We start from the raw sequence: 15,066 nt of genomic DNA on the forward strand, positions 1-15,066 counted from the left end.
CTACTGTTCTATGTCGTAGTCGTCGTCGGACAACGGAACGCTGATCGCTTGGTCGATCAGGTCGGCGGGGTTGGCGTCGACCTCGTCGGCGTTTGGCAGGTGGGCGGGGTTCAGCCCTGCCTCCTCGTCGGTGGCGTCGGCAGAGGTCCGCTGTTCGGCCAGATCGGCCTCCGGAACGTCGTCGGTCGGCGGCAGCCCCTCAGCGTTCGTCATCATGACCCCTTTCGTTTCCGCGCTCGCGCGTCCCGGTCTCGTCGTTCTGCCCGCTCGGCGACGAGCAGGGCATAGTCCGACTTCAGTTGAGTGTTGTCCAACCTCAGCCGGTTGTTGTCCGACTCCAGCCTGGTGTTCTCCGACTCAAGGCGGGCGTTGCGGGCTTCCAGGCTGAGGATCTCCCCGATACCGGCCACGTTGACCCCGTCACCGACCAGCTCCAGGATGCGCTGCAGCCGCGACAAGTCGTCATCGCTGTAACGGCGCGTCCCGCCCGCGGTGCGCGCCGGGGTGAGCAGCCCGCGTCGCTCGTAGAGTCGCAGCGTCTGCGGACCGATACCGGACAACTCTGCAGCCACGGAAATGCTGTATACCCCAAGCCCGGATCGGGCACTCATGTCTTCGACCAACATACGTCGCTTCCACTCGCGAGAAAATCCTCTTGCACGAACCTACCACCCGTGCTATATAAAAATCTATGTCGGCAGACACAGATAATATGCCAACATTCGAGGAGGTGGAGATGATGTTGATGCGTACCGACCCGTTCCGTGATCTCGACCGTTGGACCCAGCAGGTACTGGGCACCGCGGCCCGGCCGGCGGTCATGCCCATGGACGCCTGGCGCGACGGAGACCAGTTCATCGTCGAGTTCGACTTGCCCGGAGTGGCGGAAGACTCCTTGGATCTCGACGTCGAACGCAACGTGCTGACCGTGCACGCCGAACGGCCCGGCCTTGATCAGAACCGGGAGATGGTGTCGGCGGAGCGGCCGCGCGGCGTCTTCAGCCGTCAGCTGTTCCTGGGCGACAACCTCGACGCCGAGCAGATCGAGGCCAGCTACCAGGACGGGGTGCTTCGGCTGACCATTCCGGTTGCGGAGAAGGCGAAGCCGCGCCGGATCAAAGTCGCCAGTGGACACGGCGAGCGGGCCATCAACGCCTGATTGCGAGGGGCCGGGTGGCGGCCGTGTGAAGGAGGTGAGCAGAATGACCACCGACACGTTAACCGCCCACGTGCTCGACGAGGCGGAGCGCATCGTGCGCGCCGAATGGCTGCAACTGCTGACCGCCCCGGAGCACTGCTACGCGGTCCGCACCGAGATGCCCGCCACCCGGCTCCGAACCCCGAAGCTCGCCCTTTGTAGCGCCGGGCCCGCGCGGCCGGGCGCGCCACCACCGGCCCGCCGGGCGCACCGGTCGGCCACCCGGCGGCGTAACACGCAGGTGTGGCCGACGCAGCGGTCGCCTCCGGACGCCCGCCGGATTTGTCCGCCTGCACAGGGGAGGTGATGGCCCCACACGATGAACACCGGAGTTCGGCGTGGCCCCGCTGTGTGTTGCTCTCCCGACAGCGGGGCCACGCCGGCCTACACCAGGAGAGTTCTTCCTCGGTTGCCTCAGTGAGCTTGGTGGCGCGATGAGCGAAAGCCTTGATCCCTATGCCGTACTGGGAGTGACGCCTTCGGCCACTCCAGCTCAGATCAGCCACGCCTTCCGCACCAAGTTGCGCGCCCTGCACCCCGACACCGGCTATGCGCGTTCTCGGCCGCCCGGCGATGCCGAGGCACAGCTGCAGCAGCTGCTGCGGGCATATGACGCGTTGCGGCACGGCGGCCGCCGGAACGCCGGCGCCGATCCGCCAGGTTCAGGGCGCCCCGCCGCGAATGCCCAAGGGCCGGTGAAGATCCGGGTCACCCACGGTCGGGCGGCCGCTGCGGAACGCCGCAAAGACCTGTGGGCGGGGCCGGTGCGCCGGCACCGCGGACGGGATCACTGACCCCGGCGGTGTCACTTCTGCAGCGTGAACTGGTGGACGCTGGTGTAGCCGTCGCGGAACAGCTGGACGCAGCCGTTGAGGTACTTGTCGTAGCGGTCATAGACCTCTTGTGACTGCACGGCGATCGCTTGGTCCTTGTGGGCGGCCAGGGCGTCGGCCCAATCCTGCAGCGTCCGCACATAGTTGGGCCCGATCTCGTGGATGCGGCCGACGGTGAAGCCGGCTTCCGTCGCGCGGTCGGCGACCATAGACACCGTCGGCAGCTGACCGCCGGGGAAGATCTCGGTCATGATGAACTTGTTGAACCGGGCCATGCTCATGGTCAGCGGAAGGCCTAGCCGCTGGGCGTCGTCCTGGGTGATTGCGGTGATGGTGTGCAGCAGCATCACTCCGTCGGTCGGCAGAACGCGGTGGGCCATGGCGAAGAAGTCGGGGTAGCGCTTGTGGCCGAAGTGTTCGAAGGCGCCGATGGATACGATGCGATCCACCGGCTCGTCGAATTCCTCCCAGCCCTGTAGACGCACCTGCACCGTGCGGCGGGTAGCGAGGTCGGCCAGCTTGGCCAGGGCATATTCGCGTTGCCGCTCACTGAGCGTCAGCCCGATGACATTGACATCGAATTCTTCCAGGGCGCGCCTCATTCCGCCGCCCCAGCCGCAGCCGATATCCAACAGTGTCATGCCCGGCTGCAGCCCCAGCTTGCCCAAAGCCAGGTCGAACTTCGCGTTCTGTGCCTCGTCTCGGGTGGTATCCGGATGCTGGTAATACCCGCAGGTATAGCCCATCGTCGGGCCGAGAAACAGCTCGAAGAACTCATTCGAGATGTCGTAGATCGACTGCAGTTCAGCGTACTTGGGCTCCAACTCAGGCATCGATCCCTGAGGGTACACCCAGATGTGGCCGCGCGGGAGACCCTCACACCGCCGTGTCGATCCGGACGTTGTCGAAGCCGATGATGTCGAACAGCCGTTGCACGGTCGGGCGATTGCTGCGCAGCACGGCCACCCGGTCATGGGCGGCACAGCACCGGTCGAGCAGGACGAGCTGTCGGTGGCCGATGAATTCCAGCTCCCGCGCGTCGATGTCGAGTGTTCCGGGCGACAGCAGCGGCAGGATTCGCTGCAAGGTGGTGGCGAACAGAGCCTCGCTGGCGGCGTCGAGGTTGCCGGCGAGTGCGATGGCATTGCGCCGGGCGGGTTGGGTGTAGAGCTGGAACGGAACCGAAGTCGGCCCGGCCCCCGGGTGCAGGCACAACAACCCGGCAACGGCGTCGCCGAGTTCCGAGATGTCGTAGCCGCACAACGCCGCGACGGGCAGCGTGGAGATCCGCCGGTCCCCGAGGAACTCCAGGGCCGACTGGGCGTCGCGCTGGGCCGGCGTCCGAACCACCGGCGTCACGTCGATGACGACCCGCAGACCGCTGTAACCGTCTGCGACCGCTGCGATCGCGGCGGCCGCATAGCGTTCGGCCATGGACTCGGCATCGACCACGTCGCCGCGGAACCCGAAGTGCTCCGGCAGGGTCTTGAGCTCCACCTCGTCGGCGGCAGCGCCGAGGCCGGCAGCAGCCAGGCTGGCCCGGAGCCGCGCGGGTTCGTCGTCGCCGACGTAGACCACGCGCTGGTCCAGATTCAAGCCGATCGCGATGTATTCGGCGGCGCGGCAGAGGAACTCGTCGCGGTCGCGGTATTGCCAGCCGATGTGTCCGAATTCGCCCGACGGGTCGGCCCGGGCGGTTCCCATCACGCCGCCTCCCTCATCCGCAGGTGCGCTTGCACGGTGGTGCCGCTTGACGCGGTGTGGATGCGTACCAGGTCCGCGGTCGCGTTGACCACGAACAGCCCGAACCCCTGATGGTCTTGATGCGTGACCGGCCGCCGGCCGGCCATCGGATCCGCCAGGTGTCCGGAGTCGCGCACCTGGCAGATCAATTGGCCGTCGGTCTCCCAGAGCGCCACCGTGCATGGTCCGCGCCCGTGCTGCAGGCTGTTGGATGCCAGCTCGTTGACGATCAATTGCAGATCGGCGATGTCGGCGGTGGAGAAGCCGAACCAGCGGGCGTATTTGGCGGAGAACGCCCGGGCGCCGGACAGATCTCTGAGCCGATTCACGGTGTAGCTGGCCGCCGTCGGGCTGCTGGGCAGCGGTTCGTTGTAGCGTACCCAGGCCGCCTCGGGGGCGAAGCCCGCGCTCGTTCGCTCCGGACGCCCGGCACCGTCCAGGCGCGGGTGGGTGATCTCGGCGTCGACGAGAATGTCGGAGTCCAGATGCGTTGCGTCGTAAGGGCAGAACAAGGTGATGTCACGCCCGGTGAACGCCCGGTTGATCAGCGCCTCGTGCTGCACGCAAGCCGGATACTCCAGCGCGGAGCGACCATTCCAGATCGGCTCGCCGACCATCCGCATCGGCCCCGACCGATGACGGGCGGCAAACGTCCCCAACACCCCGCCCAGGATGTGCCCGGGGTTACGCCCCACCTGGCTCATGTCCACCAGCGTCACGGCCTCGGCGGCTCCCGCGGGCAGGGCACCGCGCAGCAGCGAGAGCTTGGGTTCCGGCACGCCCACAAGAACGGGGAGTCCGGCGGCAACACCGTCGAGGATGAACGGCACCAGATAATCGAGGTATTCGCGCGGTGACCGGTAGAACAGCGCGATATGCCTGAAGGAGCCGGGATCATCTTCGGCAGCGACAGTCATCGCAAGTGCCCCTGTCATCCAACGTGAGCGGGCGCGCAGAACCTCACCAGTCTAACGCTGCCCGGACAACGCGAGGAGGGCAAACGGCCGTGGCTCAACCGGGTCGGTACCGGTCAATACCAGTACCGACGGCCGGCGACCGGACGGCCGACCGCACCCAGAATCCACAGTATGGCGCCGACAACCAGGAGAATGATTCCGATCGTCCACAACACGTTGATCTTGAAAACGAGCGCCAGAATAAGGAGGATCACTCCGAGCGCAATCATCACCAATCCCTTCTTTCAGACAACTTGGCCGACCACACCCAGGGAAGAGGGTTGCGGCAAATGACAATCCGTCACCACCGGGTTGTAACCGGCATAGTTCAAGGGGCCCGCCAGGGTAGTGACAGCGATGGTTCCGGCAGTCGCACAACTGGTTTGACCCCCGTGGAAATAATCGCGCTGCCATGCGGCGAAGACGCCGATAAGCAGCCATATCAGCACAATCGCACCGGCTAACCCACCGATCCGCATCCGTCCTCCATTCACCTAATACACCGTTCAATTCCCGCTTCTGCCGCGGTTGAAACCTGGCACCCGCATGGGATGTTTGGCGCCGCCAGCAGCGGGGTACTGCGGCCGAATCGGCGAAACCTTTCACAGGAACGGAGCGCAGATGATGCTGCTGGGTACCGGCGAATCCGGTTTGCGGACGGGCAGTCACGCGGAGTGGATCGGCGAAGCCGGAGACCTCGTCGATCACATGCTGCGCAACGTGGCACACGGCCGCTTCGAGAGGTCGTTGTCGGCGATGACCGCGTTCGCCGCGGTGGTGACAACCGCCGAGATCTATCTCGAGCATTACAAAGCCGGCTTCGGCAACAAGTGGATGTGGAGCCCGGTGCTGGTGACGCCGCCGGTGGTGGCCGCCGGAATCGGGGGGGTGTTCTCCCGCCGCTGGGCCAAACGCTGGCTGCCGTTGACCGCCGCGGTCTACGCCGCCAACGGACTGCTGGGTGAGTACCTGCACGCTCGCGGGGTGGCGCGCAAGCCCGGAGGCTGGAAGATGGCGTCCTACAACGTTCCGATGGGTCCGCCGATCGCCGCGCCTGGCCTGATGGCGATGGTCGGCGGGATGGGCCTGTTGGCCGCGGTGCTGCGCCGCGAACGCTGAGGTGCCCATGGCCGACACCTCGCTTCCGGACCACCTGCCGAACCTGCGGGCCGACCGCCAACCCCCACACCCGTCCTGGCTGCCGCGACAACGCCGCGGCACCACGCCGCAGATGATCGGGCGCTACCCGGATTTCGACGTACTGCAAACCCAAGACAGCTGGGACGAGGCCACGCAGAAGGTGGTGCTGGCCCGGCTGGAGCCGCCGGGGCCGCTGCGCTTCTTCTCCGCCGCTGAGGAGCCCACCCTGCGGGCATTCTGCGACATCGTGCTGGCCCAAGACCACGAGCCGCGGGTGCCGGTGGCCGAATTCGTCGACGCCAAACTGGCCGACGGCCAGCTCGACGGCTACCAGTACGCCGACATGCCGGATGACCGGGACACCTGGCGCCTGACGCTCAAAGGCTTGGACGAGTCCGCCCGGGACCGGTACGGCAGGCCCTCGTTCGCCGCCACCGAGGTGGCCACCCAACTGGCGCTGGTCGATGCCTTCTCGCGGGGCTGGCTGCAGGGCGGCAGTTGGTCGCAGTTGAACGTGAGCCGTGCTTGGTCGGTGTGTATGCGGATGACCTTGTCGGCGTTCTATTCACACCCCTGGGCGTGGAATGAGATCGGGTTCGGCGGGCCGGCGTACCCGCGCGGCTTCATGCGACTGGGCGGGCCGAGCGGACCGGCGGCGGTGCGCGAACCTTTCGAGACGCGCGGCGCCACCGGTGAGGACCCGGTGGAGCTGGTGCGAGACGAGGGCCTGTAGTGGGCGATTTCTGGCGCGGCCTGCTCAAGGGATCGCTGGGCCCACCCGCCAATGACTCACGGTTCCTTCTGGATGTGCAGTCGCGGGAGCTGCCCGGCGAGAAGACGATGTGCCGGTATGCCACCGATGACGAAGTCGACCTCGTGGTCGTCGGCGCGGGCGCCGGGGGATCGGTGCTGGCGCAACGTCTGGCGCGGGCCGGCTGGCGCATCGTGATCATCGAGGCGGGTCCCTTCTGGCACCCCGACAGCGACTGGGTCTCCGACGAAGCCGGATCGCACCCGCTGTACTGGACACAGAAGCGCATCATCGGCGGTGACGACCCGATCGAGTTGGGCAAGAACAACTCCGGCCGGGGAGTCGGCGGCTCGATGGTGCACTATGCCGGCTACTGCCCGCGGTTCCACCCCAGCGATCTGCGCACGCGCAGCCTCGACGGGGTCGGGGTGGACTGGCCGATCTGCTACGAGGACATTCGCCGCCACTACGAGGTGCTGGAGGCCGAACTGCCGGTGGCGGGACAGAACTGGCCGTGGGGCTATCCGCACCGCTATCCCGCGTCGCCGCACCCGATCTCCGGTGCCGCCTCCAAGCTGTGGGAGGGCGCCTGTACGCTCGGGATCGAGATGCGGGTGGGCCCGGTCGGAATCGTCAACGGCACTTTCGGAAACCGTCCGCACTGCATCTACCGCGGCTACTGCCTGCAGGGCTGCAAGGTCAACGCCAAGGCCAGCCCGTACGTCACCCATCTTCCCGACGCACTGGCGCACGGTGTGGAGATCCGGGCGGATTCCATGGCCGCCCGCATCGAACTCGATGACGCCGGGGCGGCGCGTGGCGTCGTCTATTACGACAACCACGGCAGGGAGCACCTGCAGCGCGCCAAGGTCGTCGCCGTCGCGGGATACTCCATCGAGACCCCACGGCTGCTGCTGAATTCGGCCAGTCCCCGCTTTCCGCACGGGCTGGGAAACAACGACGACCAGGTCGGCCGTTACGTCATGGTCCAAGGCGCTGCCCAGACCGCGGGCCGATGGCCGGAGGAGCTGCGGATGTACAAGGCGCCGCCGCCGCAGGTGAGCAGCGAGCAGTTCTACGAAACCGACACCGCCCGTGGATTCGCCCGCGGATTCTCCATCCAGACCGTGTCGCCGTTGCCGATCGGCTGGTCTGAGCACGTGCTGGCCGACGGCCACTGGGGGCGGGCGTTGCGCGAATACATGCGCGACTACAACCACTGGAGCACGATCGGCGTGCTCAACGAATTGCTCCCGCTGCCGGACAACAGGGTCACCCTGGCCGACGAGACCGACGTGTACGGGATCCCGGTGGCCCGAATGGATTACAGCCGCTGCGACAACGACAAGGCGAACATGGAGTACTCCACCAAGGTGATCACCGACATCCTGCACGCGGCCGGCGCACAAGATGTGCTGACCATCCAGCGCTATGCCCACCTGATCGGCGGCGCCCGGATGGGCACCGCACCGGAGAACTCCGTCGTCGACTCCGACCACCGGGTGTGGGGGGTGCCCAACCTGTTCCTCTCCGACGGCTCGGTGTGCCCGACCCAGGGGTCGGCCAACCCGGCACTGACCATCATGGCGCTGGCCTCCCGGCTCGCCGAGCGGCTTGCCGGAAAGCGCATTCTGCAGAAGGGATTCCAGCCATGACCCAGACCGTCGTCATCACCGGGGCCAGCGCCGGAATAGGCCGCGCCGTCGCGCAGCAGTTCGGCGCGCGCGGGGACAGGGTGGCCCTGCTCGCCCGTGGCGAAGCCGGATTACGCGGTGCCGCAAGCGATGTCGAGACCGCCGGTGGGGCCGCGCTGGCCATCCCGACCGATGTGGCCGACTACGCGGCCGTGGAGGCCGCCGCCGACCGCGTCGAAGCCGAGTTCGGCCCGATCGACATCTGGGTCAACGTCGCCTTCACCTCGGTGTTCGCGCCGTTCAGCGAGATCGGTCCCGAGGAGTTCAAACGGGTGACCGAGGTCTGCTACCTCGGATTCGTCTACGGCACCATGGTGGCGCTGGCGCGGATGAAGCCACGTGACCACGGCACCGTGGTGCAGGTGGGCTCAGCACTGGGGGAGCGGTCGATCCCGCTGCAATCGGCGTATTGCGGAGCCAAGCACGCCGTTAACGGCTTCACCGAATCGGTGCGCTGCGAGCTGCTGCACGAAGGCTCGAAGGTGAACATCACGATCGTTCAGATGCCGGCGGTCAACACCCCGCAGTTCTCCTGGGTGCTGTCCCGGCTGCCTCGCCACCCGCAGCCGGTGCCGCCGATCTACCAGCCGGAGTTGGTGGCGCGGGCCGTGCTGCGAGCGGCAGATCATCCCCGGCGCAAGCAGTACTGGGTCGGGGAGAGCACCGTTGCCACCTTGCTGGCGCAGAAGTTCGCCGCCCCCCTGCTGGACCGCTATCTGGCCCGCACCGGCTATGACTCGCAGCAGACGGGCGAATACGTTGACGGCACCGCCGTGCAGAACCTGTGGCAGCCGGCGGACGCCGCCACCGATCACGGCGCTCGCGGCGAGTTCGACGACTCCTCGCATGCGCACAGCCCGCAGGTCTGGGCGTCCCGGCACGCCGGGCTGGTCGCCGGGGCCGCGACTGCGCTGGGTGTAGCGGGGGCCGGCGTGCTGGCTGCGCGCCGGCGTTGATGCTGGGCGGCTGGCTCGGCTGCCCGCACGCCGGTGGGTCGGCCCCCGCGCGACGGCGTTGGAGCGGAGCGGCTTACTGGGCCGATGGGGTGATTGCCCGCCTCTGCGCGACAAGCGAATTCCTTACTGGCTTCTTAAATTCCCGGGCCGGTTTTTTGTCGGTGGTTCGCACTAGTGTTCGAATTGTGGGTAGGGATGCATTCGCGGATCGGGACACCATCATGGGATGTCTCGATGAGCAGGAGGCGATTGCTGCCCGGTTGGCGCAGTGTTCGTTTGATGCGTTGACTCCCGAGGAGTTGGTGGAGGTGCTGGCCCGCCGCGAAGCGTTGGCGTGGCAGGCGCCGGTGATCGATCATCAGATCTTGGCCCGGCTGGTGGCGGAGGGCCATGGGGAGGTGTTGGCGGGGTGCTCGCTGACCAAGGCCTTGAGTGAGCGGTTGCGGATCAGCACGAAAGAGGCCCGGCGGCGCGTCGATGACGCCGCCGAGTTGGGCCCGCGCACCGCGATCACCGGCGAGCCCCTGGAACCGGTGCTGCCGGCGCTGGCCGCGGCCCAGGCCGCCGGGCAGGTCGGCCCCGAGCAGGTGGCGATCGCCCGTAAGGCGATGGCCAAGATCCCGGCCGGGGTGCCGGTGGCTGATCGGGAGCGCGCCGAGCGTGACCTGGTGGAGTTGGCCACCTTGTTCGGCCCGGAAACCTTTCAACGCCTGGCTGTTCACCTGATCGCGGTGCTGGATCAAGACGGCGACGAGCCCGACGACCGTGAACGCCAGGCCCGGCGCGGGCTGCGGCTGGGGCCGCAACGCCCCGATGGGATGAGCACCCTGTCCGGCACGATCACCCCGGAGTTGCGGGCCACCCTGGAACCGGTGCTGGCCAAACTGGGAGCACCCGGGATGTGCAATTCCGCCGATGAAAACCCCTGTGTCAGTGGCACGCCGAGCCAGGAGCAGATCCAGGGTGATCACCGCACCCGCGACCAACGCCAGCACGATGCGCTGTTGGCGGCGTTGCGGGCGGTGCTGGCCTGTGGGGATCTCGGGCAGCTCAACGGCCTGCCGGTCACGGTGATCGTCTCAACCACCCTGGCCGAGTTACAGGCCGCAGCCGAGCACCCAGCCCTGCAGTCACCGACCGAGGCGGTCGAACCCCGCATCTGCGGCAAAGCCCACACCGCCGGCGGCTCCTTGTTGCCGATGGGTGATCTGCTGCGGATGGCCTCCCACGCCTATCAGTACCTGACGATCTTCGACGGCCAAGGCCGCGCGCTGTGGCTGGGCCGCTCCAAGCGGATCGCCTCAGCCGATCAGCGCATCGTGTTGCACGCACGCGATCGCGGCTGTACCCGACCCGGGTGCACGGTCTCGGGATACCTGTCCCAGGCGCACCACCTGGAACACGATTGGGCGAACAACGGCCACACCGACATCGATTCCCTCGCGCTAGCGTGCGCGCCCGACAACCGGATGGCCAGCGAGCAAGGCTGGACCACCCGACTCGGCCAGACCGGCCGGGTCGAATGGATCCCGCCACCCAAACTCGACCACGGCCAACCCCGGATCAACCCCTTCCACTTCATCGAAGCCGTCATCGACTACCCTCGCCGCTCGCCGCCCGAGGAGCAGCCACCGCCCGACGTCGAATGGCTATGGCCCGACGACGAGTGGCCGTGGCCCGACGACCCGGTTCGCGACGACCCGGTACTCGACGACCCACTGTTCGACGAGGCCTCCTACGAAGCCGTGCCCGTCCAGGGCCACCCCCCACCACACCTCGTCGAAGACGACGACTGGGCGGAAGCCGGATGACGACCCGCTTCAGGCCGAGGCGGTCGGCGGGTAGCGCAGCACCGCCGCGACGCCGTCCGCCGGATCGACCGCCTCACCGCCGCCGACGATGGCCGCACCGATCGCAATCGCCCCCCAGGGCAGGGCCTCATCTGCTCGTAGCGTATGTGCCGGGGCGGCACCGTATTCGGAGAGCATGTCCGGGTCCGCCGCGGTGACCGTCAGGTCTGAGTCGGCGACCACGGTCGCATCACCCATGTCGCCGATGATCAGCGTCTCCACCGCGCCCTGGCTCAGCCCGGCGCACACCGCGGCAAGCCCTTCGACCGCCAAGCCGGAGAGCCGGCCCGATTCGGCGGTGAAGCGTTGCACCGTGGCCTGAATGTGGGCGAGTTGCCGCCGCAGGCATTCGGCTTCGATCGCGTTCTGTACTTCGCCGGAGTCGTGCCCACTGTGCCGGGCGCCGACGGAGAGCTCGCATGCCAGGCCGGCGATCCGTTTCGGTAGGGCTTCCAGCAGTGCCGAGCGTGACTGCACCTCGCCCACGACGAACACCGCGTCGATCTCGGCACTGCCGGCGAGTTCGGCGATCCGGGTGGCGACGGCGCGGACGTTCTTGCGGGCGGCTTCCTCGGCATGCGGCTGCGGATCGCCATAACCCGGCGTCTCGGCCCCGGCCGCCTTGTGTACCGGATACCCGCCACCGTCAACGGTTTCCGAGCGCAGTGCGCCGTTGGCGTGAACGGTGATGTCGGCGCCGGTCTGGTCGACCTCGGCCAACACGTAATTCGGGTACTCGTAGCCGTGCTCGACGACCGGGACGAGGTAGGGCAGTCGCGACAGCCGGACAGTGGTCGCGGCCGGAACCTGCAGATGTTCGTTGAGTACCACGCCGTCGGCATCGGCGATCACCGCACGGCCACTCTTGCCGACCGGTGGCCGCAAGTCCATCACGGCGCGTTCGATGTCACCGACGAGCCGCTGGTCCACACCCTGTCGCGTGAGCTGTTCGCTCACCTCACGCCAGGTGAGTTCGAGCTTGGTTGCCGCGTCCTCGGTGTCGTGCGAGTCCTCGAAGTACACCGAGATGAACGGGGCACGGCCGGTGAGCAATTGACGGAAGCGTTCGGCGTCCACGGCTATTCGGGTTGCCCGGTCTTCGCCCCGGCAAACGTGCACGCCGCCGGAAATGGTTGCCGAGCCGTTACGGCGGGTATGCAGCACAGACTGGCTGATTGGAGGTCTCATGCCCAAGACGACGAAGCGCGGCGCCGCCAAGCAAAGCGAGTTGCCCAGCACGCTGCAACGCTCCAGCGCCAAGGCGCAACGCACCTTCGCCAAAGCGCACGACGCGGCCGCCAAGGAGTACGGCAGTGAGCAGCGCGCGCACCGGGTCGCCTACGCGGCGCTCAAGCACAGTTTCGAGAAGGTCGGAGACCATTGGGAGCCCAAGAAGAAGCGCGGCCCCTCCGACAAGCGTGCGGCCGGCGGAGGGCCGAACAGCTCGGGGCCGTCCGCCGAGGGCGTTGATGCCAACGCCAGCAAGCAGCACCTGCTCGACGTCGCCCGGCGGCTGGACATCCACGGGCGCTCGACGATGCGGAAATCGGAACTGGTCACGGCGATCAAGAAGCACAACCGCCGTGTCCGCGGCCGGTAGCAGAGCGGTCGGCGAAACCCTGCTGTGGTGGCTGGTCGCCGCCGCGCTATGGGTGGTGACGCTGACCCAGCGCACCGCCGCGGAGCTGGCCGCGGCGGCGCTGTGCACATTTCCGTGTGCCGTCGCCGCCCGAGCGGCCCGGCGGGCGAACTCCGGTAGCTGGCGGTTCCGGCCGGGATGGCTGTGCTGGGCGCCGACAGTAACCGGCGAGCTACTCACGCAAACCGCGCAGGTGTGGGCCTACGTGCTGGTGCCGGCGCGGCGTGCCCGGTCGGCGATCGCCCCGGTGACATTGCCCGACGAGCCGGCGCCGGTGGCGGCCGGTCGCCGGGCGGCCGCGACGCTGGCGCTGGCCACCACGCCGGGAACCGTGGTGCTCGACACTGCCGCCCAGACGGTGCTGGTGCACCGGGTCGGGCAGCGCCCGGGCACGCTGGAGACGGCGGTGGGACGGTGAGCCCGGGGGAACTGGCCGCGCTGATATTGCAGGGCGGGGTCTTTCTGCCCGGTGTCTGGATGGCCGCGCGTGGCGCTCCCCGGCGGCGCCTGGTCGGTCTGGAATTCGCCGGCGTCAGCGCCATCGCGATCCTGATGCTGCTGGCGGTGTCCTGGCGTCAAGACTGGAGCCTGATCGTCCCACTGGTGTTGGCGCTGGTCACCTTTCCCGGGACCCTTGTCTATGCCCGGTTGTTGGCGGGGCGACCGTGATCGCCTGGGTGCTGGTCTTCGCCGGTGTGGCGGTGATGGCCGGCTGCGCGCTGATGGCAGCCCTGCTGCACGACGTGGTCGACCAACTGCACCTGCTGACCGTCACCACATCGGTCGGTTTCCCGCTGACCGGACTGGGCCTGATCCTGCACCGCGGCGCCACCGAGGCAGCTGCGATGGTCGCGGTGATCGTCGCGCTGGTGTTGCTCACCGCGCCGGCGATGTCGGCGGCCACCGCCCGGCTGACCGCGCAGGAAGCCGGTGTGGTGAAAGGAGATTCGCCGCCATGACGGTGCTGATCCTGGTCTCGGTCACGCTGGTCGGCGTCACCGGGACTCTCGTCGCCCTGACCGCTGACCCGCACCGGCAGGCGCTGGTGCTGGCGGTGTTCGGGTTGGCGCTGACCATCTTGTTCGTGGTGCTGCAGGCGCCCGACGTGGCGTTGTCCCAATTGCTGATCGGCGGAGTGGTGGTGCCGCTGATGGTCATGCTCACCGTCCGCGCGGTGCAGCGCCGGCACCGGGAGACCGGCCGGTGACCCGCGCGGGGCGGACGGTGCTGTTCCTCGCCGGCGCGGCCGGCCTGGGCCTACTGCTGTGGCTGGGATTCGCCGACCTTCCCGCGTTCGGGCAGCAGCACCACCTGTATCGGGATCTCGCAGTGCGGGAAGCGTTTTCCCACGCCACCGCCAACGTGGTCGCGTCAGTGAACTTCGACCAGCGCGCCCTCGACACCTTCGGCGAGGAGACGATCCTGGTCGCCTCGGTGACCGGTGTGATGGCGCTGCTGCGTCCGACCGTCGAGGAGCGCGAATACCACGATAGCGGCCGCAGTGCCGCCCTGGACGCCACCCGATTGGTCGGCTACCTGCTGCTGCCGGTGACGCTGGCGGTAGGACTCGACGTGGTGGTCCACGGTCACCTGACACCGGGCGGCGGCTTTCAGGGCGGCGTGGTGCTGGCCACCGGCCTGCACCTGCTCTACGTCACCGGAAGCTTCCGGGCGCTGGACCGGCTGCGCCCGGTCAACGTCTTCGATATCGGCGAGGCACTGGGCGCGGCGGCGTTCGCCGGCATCGGAATCGCCGGCTTGCTCACCAGCGGAGCGTTCCTGCTCAACGTGTTGCCGACCGGCACGCGCGGTCAACTGCTTTCTTCCGGGTCGGTACCGCTGCTCAACGCAGCGGTCGGGGTGGCGGTGGCGTGCGGCATGACGGTGCTCCTGGCGCAGTTCCTGGCCCAAGAGATCACCGTCGCGCGAAAGCGGGAACGCTCGTGAGCAGCTACATCTACGGGGTGGCGGGCTGGCTGGTGCTGATCGGGTCGTTCGGAATCGTGCGCAGCCGCAACCTGATTCACGCGGTGGTGTGCTTGTCGGTGGCGCAGGCCGGTACCTACCTGCTGCTACTGACCGTCGGCTACCAGCAGGGCGCGGCGCCGCCGATCTTCGTCGACCCCACCACCGGCCCCGGCCAGCCTGCGCCGGTGGTGGATCCCGTGGTGCAGGCGATGACCTTGACCGACATCGTCATTCAGGCCACCGTCACCGCGCTGCTGCTGGCGTTGGCGATCCAGGTCCACAAGCGCCACCACACCCTGGACCCGGATCAGTTGTCGGCGCTGCGGGGCTGAGCCGCG

The 15,066-nt window shown here is 67.9% G+C and carries 23 protein-coding genes; 15 read left to right on the top strand and 8 right to left on the bottom strand.

The features are described from left to right. Together AC5Y4Q_RS03725 and AC5Y4Q_RS03730 are read right to left on the bottom strand one after the other, a co-directional pair. On the bottom strand, positions 1 to 213 hold the full coding sequence (locus tag AC5Y4Q_RS03725; protein ID WP_499958017.1) for an Rv3202a family protein: 213 nt from the start codon (positions 211 to 213) through the stop codon (positions 1 to 3). Further along, on the bottom strand, positions 213 to 611 hold the full coding sequence (locus tag AC5Y4Q_RS03730; RefSeq protein ID WP_064921821.1) for a MerR family transcriptional regulator: 399 nt from the start codon (positions 609 to 611) through the stop codon (positions 213 to 215). The genes AC5Y4Q_RS03725 and AC5Y4Q_RS03730 overlap by 1 nt, the downstream gene beginning before the upstream one ends. Positions 612 to 736: 125 nt before the next feature. Between AC5Y4Q_RS03730 and AC5Y4Q_RS03735 the strand changes: the two genes are divergently transcribed. The 3 genes from AC5Y4Q_RS03735 (at position 737) to AC5Y4Q_RS03745 (ending at position 1,992) form a co-directional block, all read left to right on the top strand. Beyond that, the gene (locus tag AC5Y4Q_RS03735) at positions 737 to 1,159 is read left to right on the top strand and encodes an Hsp20/alpha crystallin family protein (RefSeq protein WP_064921820.1); all 423 of its coding nucleotides are present in this window, start codon (positions 737 to 739) and stop codon (positions 1,157 to 1,159) included. Positions 1,160 to 1,202: 43 nt separating this feature from the next. Further along, on the top strand, positions 1,203 to 1,505 hold the full coding sequence (locus AC5Y4Q_RS03740) for a hypothetical protein (RefSeq protein WP_499958020.1): 303 nt from the start codon (positions 1,203 to 1,205) through the stop codon (positions 1,503 to 1,505). Between the two features lie 127 nt (positions 1,506 to 1,632). Next, positions 1,633 to 1,992 (top strand): J domain-containing protein, encoded by a 360-nt coding sequence (locus tag AC5Y4Q_RS03745; protein WP_499958022.1) that lies wholly within the window; start codon positions 1,633 to 1,635, stop codon positions 1,990 to 1,992. 11 nt (positions 1,993 to 2,003) lie between these two features. Here the strand turns inward: AC5Y4Q_RS03745 and AC5Y4Q_RS03750 are convergent, their stop codons facing one another. The 5 genes from AC5Y4Q_RS03750 to AC5Y4Q_RS03770 form a co-directional block, all read right to left on the bottom strand. After that, positions 2,004 to 2,864, bottom strand: coding sequence for a cyclopropane mycolic acid synthase family methyltransferase (locus tag AC5Y4Q_RS03750; protein ID WP_064921780.1), 861 nt, complete (start codon positions 2,862 to 2,864; stop codon positions 2,004 to 2,006). Positions 2,865 to 2,907: 43 nt separating this feature from the next. Continuing rightward, positions 2,908 to 3,735 carry an MEDS domain-containing protein gene (locus AC5Y4Q_RS03755; RefSeq protein ID WP_064921779.1) on the bottom strand — a complete coding sequence of 276 codons (828 nt, stop codon included), beginning with the start codon at positions 3,733 to 3,735 and terminating at the stop codon, positions 2,908 to 2,910. Further along, positions 3,735 to 4,691: a sensor histidine kinase gene (locus AC5Y4Q_RS03760; RefSeq protein WP_064921778.1), complete on the bottom strand. Its 957-nt coding sequence runs from the start codon at positions 4,689 to 4,691 to the stop codon at positions 3,735 to 3,737. The genes AC5Y4Q_RS03755 and AC5Y4Q_RS03760 overlap by 1 nt, the downstream gene beginning before the upstream one ends. Before the next feature lie 113 nt (positions 4,692 to 4,804). Continuing rightward, complete coding sequence (locus tag AC5Y4Q_RS03765; protein WP_221740335.1) at positions 4,805 to 4,960, bottom strand: DUF6131 family protein; 156 nt, start codon at positions 4,958 to 4,960, stop codon at positions 4,805 to 4,807. A gap of 15 nt (positions 4,961 to 4,975) precedes the next feature. Beyond that, on the bottom strand, positions 4,976 to 5,209 hold the full coding sequence (locus AC5Y4Q_RS03770; protein ID WP_082952610.1) for a hypothetical protein: 234 nt from the start codon (positions 5,207 to 5,209) through the stop codon (positions 4,976 to 4,978). A 142-nt stretch (positions 5,210 to 5,351) separates the two neighbouring features. On the opposite strand from AC5Y4Q_RS03770, the gene AC5Y4Q_RS03775 reads away from it, so the two are divergent. From AC5Y4Q_RS03775 to AC5Y4Q_RS03795, 5 genes are all read left to right on the top strand, one after another. Then, the gene (locus tag AC5Y4Q_RS03775) at positions 5,352 to 5,849 is read left to right on the top strand and encodes a hypothetical protein (protein WP_064921777.1); all 498 of its coding nucleotides are present in this window, start codon (positions 5,352 to 5,354) and stop codon (positions 5,847 to 5,849) included. A 7-nt stretch (positions 5,850 to 5,856) separates the two neighbouring features. Then, positions 5,857 to 6,603 (top strand): gluconate 2-dehydrogenase subunit 3 family protein, encoded by a 747-nt coding sequence (locus AC5Y4Q_RS03780; protein WP_499958026.1) that lies wholly within the window; start codon positions 5,857 to 5,859, stop codon positions 6,601 to 6,603. Next, complete coding sequence (locus AC5Y4Q_RS03785; RefSeq protein ID WP_499958028.1) at positions 6,603 to 8,276, top strand: GMC family oxidoreductase; 1,674 nt, start codon at positions 6,603 to 6,605, stop codon at positions 8,274 to 8,276. The genes AC5Y4Q_RS03780 and AC5Y4Q_RS03785 overlap by 1 nt, the downstream gene beginning before the upstream one ends. Continuing rightward, on the top strand, positions 8,273 to 9,271 hold the full coding sequence (locus AC5Y4Q_RS03790) for an SDR family oxidoreductase (protein ID WP_064921775.1): 999 nt from the start codon (positions 8,273 to 8,275) through the stop codon (positions 9,269 to 9,271). Before AC5Y4Q_RS03785 ends, AC5Y4Q_RS03790 begins: the two co-directional genes overlap by 4 nt. Positions 9,272 to 9,456: 185 nt before the next feature. Next, positions 9,457 to 11,082 (top strand): HNH endonuclease signature motif containing protein, encoded by a 1,626-nt coding sequence (locus tag AC5Y4Q_RS03795; RefSeq protein WP_499958030.1) that lies wholly within the window; start codon positions 9,457 to 9,459, stop codon positions 11,080 to 11,082. Between the two features lie 9 nt (positions 11,083 to 11,091). On the opposite strand, the gene AC5Y4Q_RS03800 is transcribed toward AC5Y4Q_RS03795, so the two are convergent. Further along, positions 11,092 to 12,198 carry an Rv2629 family ribosome hibernation factor gene (locus tag AC5Y4Q_RS03800; RefSeq protein ID WP_125224335.1) on the bottom strand — a complete coding sequence of 369 codons (1,107 nt, stop codon included), beginning with the start codon at positions 12,196 to 12,198 and terminating at the stop codon, positions 11,092 to 11,094. A gap of 109 nt (positions 12,199 to 12,307) precedes the next feature. Between AC5Y4Q_RS03800 and AC5Y4Q_RS03805 the strand changes: the two genes are divergently transcribed. The 7 genes from AC5Y4Q_RS03805 to AC5Y4Q_RS03835 are packed head-to-tail and all read left to right on the top strand — an operon-like array spanning position 12,308 to position 15,060. After that, a complete protein-coding gene (locus AC5Y4Q_RS03805; protein ID WP_064921772.1) occupies positions 12,308 to 12,721 on the top strand; it encodes a ChaB family protein in 414 nt (137 codons plus the stop codon). After that, complete coding sequence (locus tag AC5Y4Q_RS03810; RefSeq protein ID WP_499958033.1) at positions 12,705 to 13,178, top strand: hypothetical protein; 474 nt, start codon at positions 12,705 to 12,707, stop codon at positions 13,176 to 13,178. Before AC5Y4Q_RS03805 ends, AC5Y4Q_RS03810 begins: the two co-directional genes overlap by 17 nt. Beyond that, complete coding sequence (locus tag AC5Y4Q_RS03815; RefSeq protein ID WP_221740334.1) at positions 13,175 to 13,429, top strand: MrpF/PhaF family protein; 255 nt, start codon at positions 13,175 to 13,177, stop codon at positions 13,427 to 13,429. Before AC5Y4Q_RS03810 ends, AC5Y4Q_RS03815 begins: the two co-directional genes overlap by 4 nt. Beyond that, positions 13,426 to 13,719 (top strand): monovalent cation/H(+) antiporter subunit G, encoded by a 294-nt coding sequence (locus tag AC5Y4Q_RS03820; RefSeq protein WP_125224337.1) that lies wholly within the window; start codon positions 13,426 to 13,428, stop codon positions 13,717 to 13,719. The genes AC5Y4Q_RS03815 and AC5Y4Q_RS03820 overlap by 4 nt, the downstream gene beginning before the upstream one ends. Then, the gene (locus tag AC5Y4Q_RS03825; protein WP_125224338.1) at positions 13,716 to 13,967 is read left to right on the top strand and encodes a Na(+)/H(+) antiporter subunit B; all 252 of its coding nucleotides are present in this window, start codon (positions 13,716 to 13,718) and stop codon (positions 13,965 to 13,967) included. The genes AC5Y4Q_RS03820 and AC5Y4Q_RS03825 overlap by 4 nt, the downstream gene beginning before the upstream one ends. Next, entirely contained in the window at positions 13,964 to 14,707 is a 744-nt protein-coding gene (locus AC5Y4Q_RS03830; RefSeq protein WP_235663851.1) for an MnhB domain-containing protein, read from the top strand. The genes AC5Y4Q_RS03825 and AC5Y4Q_RS03830 overlap by 4 nt, the downstream gene beginning before the upstream one ends. Next, complete coding sequence (locus tag AC5Y4Q_RS03835; protein WP_064921767.1) at positions 14,704 to 15,060, top strand: sodium:proton antiporter; 357 nt, start codon at positions 14,704 to 14,706, stop codon at positions 15,058 to 15,060. Before AC5Y4Q_RS03830 ends, AC5Y4Q_RS03835 begins: the two co-directional genes overlap by 4 nt. Positions 15,061 to 15,066: the final 6 nt, after the last annotated feature.

The sequence above is a fragment of the Mycobacterium sp. NGS16 genome, from assembly GCF_059813225.1.

Excerpts from the sequence above, each read along its gene's own strand:
- AC5Y4Q_RS03750 (WP_064921780.1), bottom strand. The coding sequence starts at position 2,864 with ATGCCTGAGTTGGAGCCCAAGTACGCTGAACTGCAGTCGATCTACGAC.
- AC5Y4Q_RS03740 (WP_499958020.1), top strand. The coding sequence starts at position 1,203 with ATGACCACCGACACGTTAACCGCCCACGTGCTCGACGAGGCGGAGCGC.
- AC5Y4Q_RS03770 (WP_082952610.1), bottom strand. The coding sequence starts at position 5,209 with ATGCGGATCGGTGGGTTAGCCGGTGCGATTGTGCTGATATGGCTGCTT.
- AC5Y4Q_RS03735 (WP_064921820.1), top strand. The coding sequence starts at position 737 with ATGATGTTGATGCGTACCGACCCGTTCCGTGATCTCGACCGTTGGACC.
- AC5Y4Q_RS03755 (WP_064921779.1), bottom strand. The coding sequence starts at position 3,735 with ATGGGAACCGCCCGGGCCGACCCGTCGGGCGAATTCGGACACATCGGC.
- AC5Y4Q_RS03745 (WP_499958022.1), top strand. The coding sequence starts at position 1,633 with ATGAGCGAAAGCCTTGATCCCTATGCCGTACTGGGAGTGACGCCTTCG.
- AC5Y4Q_RS03780 (WP_499958026.1), top strand. The coding sequence starts at position 5,857 with ATGGCCGACACCTCGCTTCCGGACCACCTGCCGAACCTGCGGGCCGAC.
- AC5Y4Q_RS03775 (WP_064921777.1), top strand. The coding sequence starts at position 5,352 with ATGATGCTGCTGGGTACCGGCGAATCCGGTTTGCGGACGGGCAGTCAC.
- AC5Y4Q_RS03730 (WP_064921821.1), bottom strand. The coding sequence starts at position 611 with ATGAGTGCCCGATCCGGGCTTGGGGTATACAGCATTTCCGTGGCTGCA.
- AC5Y4Q_RS03805 (WP_064921772.1), top strand. The coding sequence starts at position 12,308 with ATGCCCAAGACGACGAAGCGCGGCGCCGCCAAGCAAAGCGAGTTGCCC.
- AC5Y4Q_RS03725 (WP_499958017.1), bottom strand. The coding sequence starts at position 213 with ATGACGAACGCTGAGGGGCTGCCGCCGACCGACGACGTTCCGGAGGCC.
- AC5Y4Q_RS03765 (WP_221740335.1), bottom strand. The coding sequence starts at position 4,960 with ATGATTGCGCTCGGAGTGATCCTCCTTATTCTGGCGCTCGTTTTCAAG.
- AC5Y4Q_RS03825 (WP_125224338.1), top strand. The coding sequence starts at position 13,716 with ATGACGGTGCTGATCCTGGTCTCGGTCACGCTGGTCGGCGTCACCGGG.
- AC5Y4Q_RS03760 (WP_064921778.1), bottom strand. The coding sequence starts at position 4,691 with ATGACTGTCGCTGCCGAAGATGATCCCGGCTCCTTCAGGCATATCGCG.
- AC5Y4Q_RS03790 (WP_064921775.1), top strand. The coding sequence starts at position 8,273 with ATGACCCAGACCGTCGTCATCACCGGGGCCAGCGCCGGAATAGGCCGC.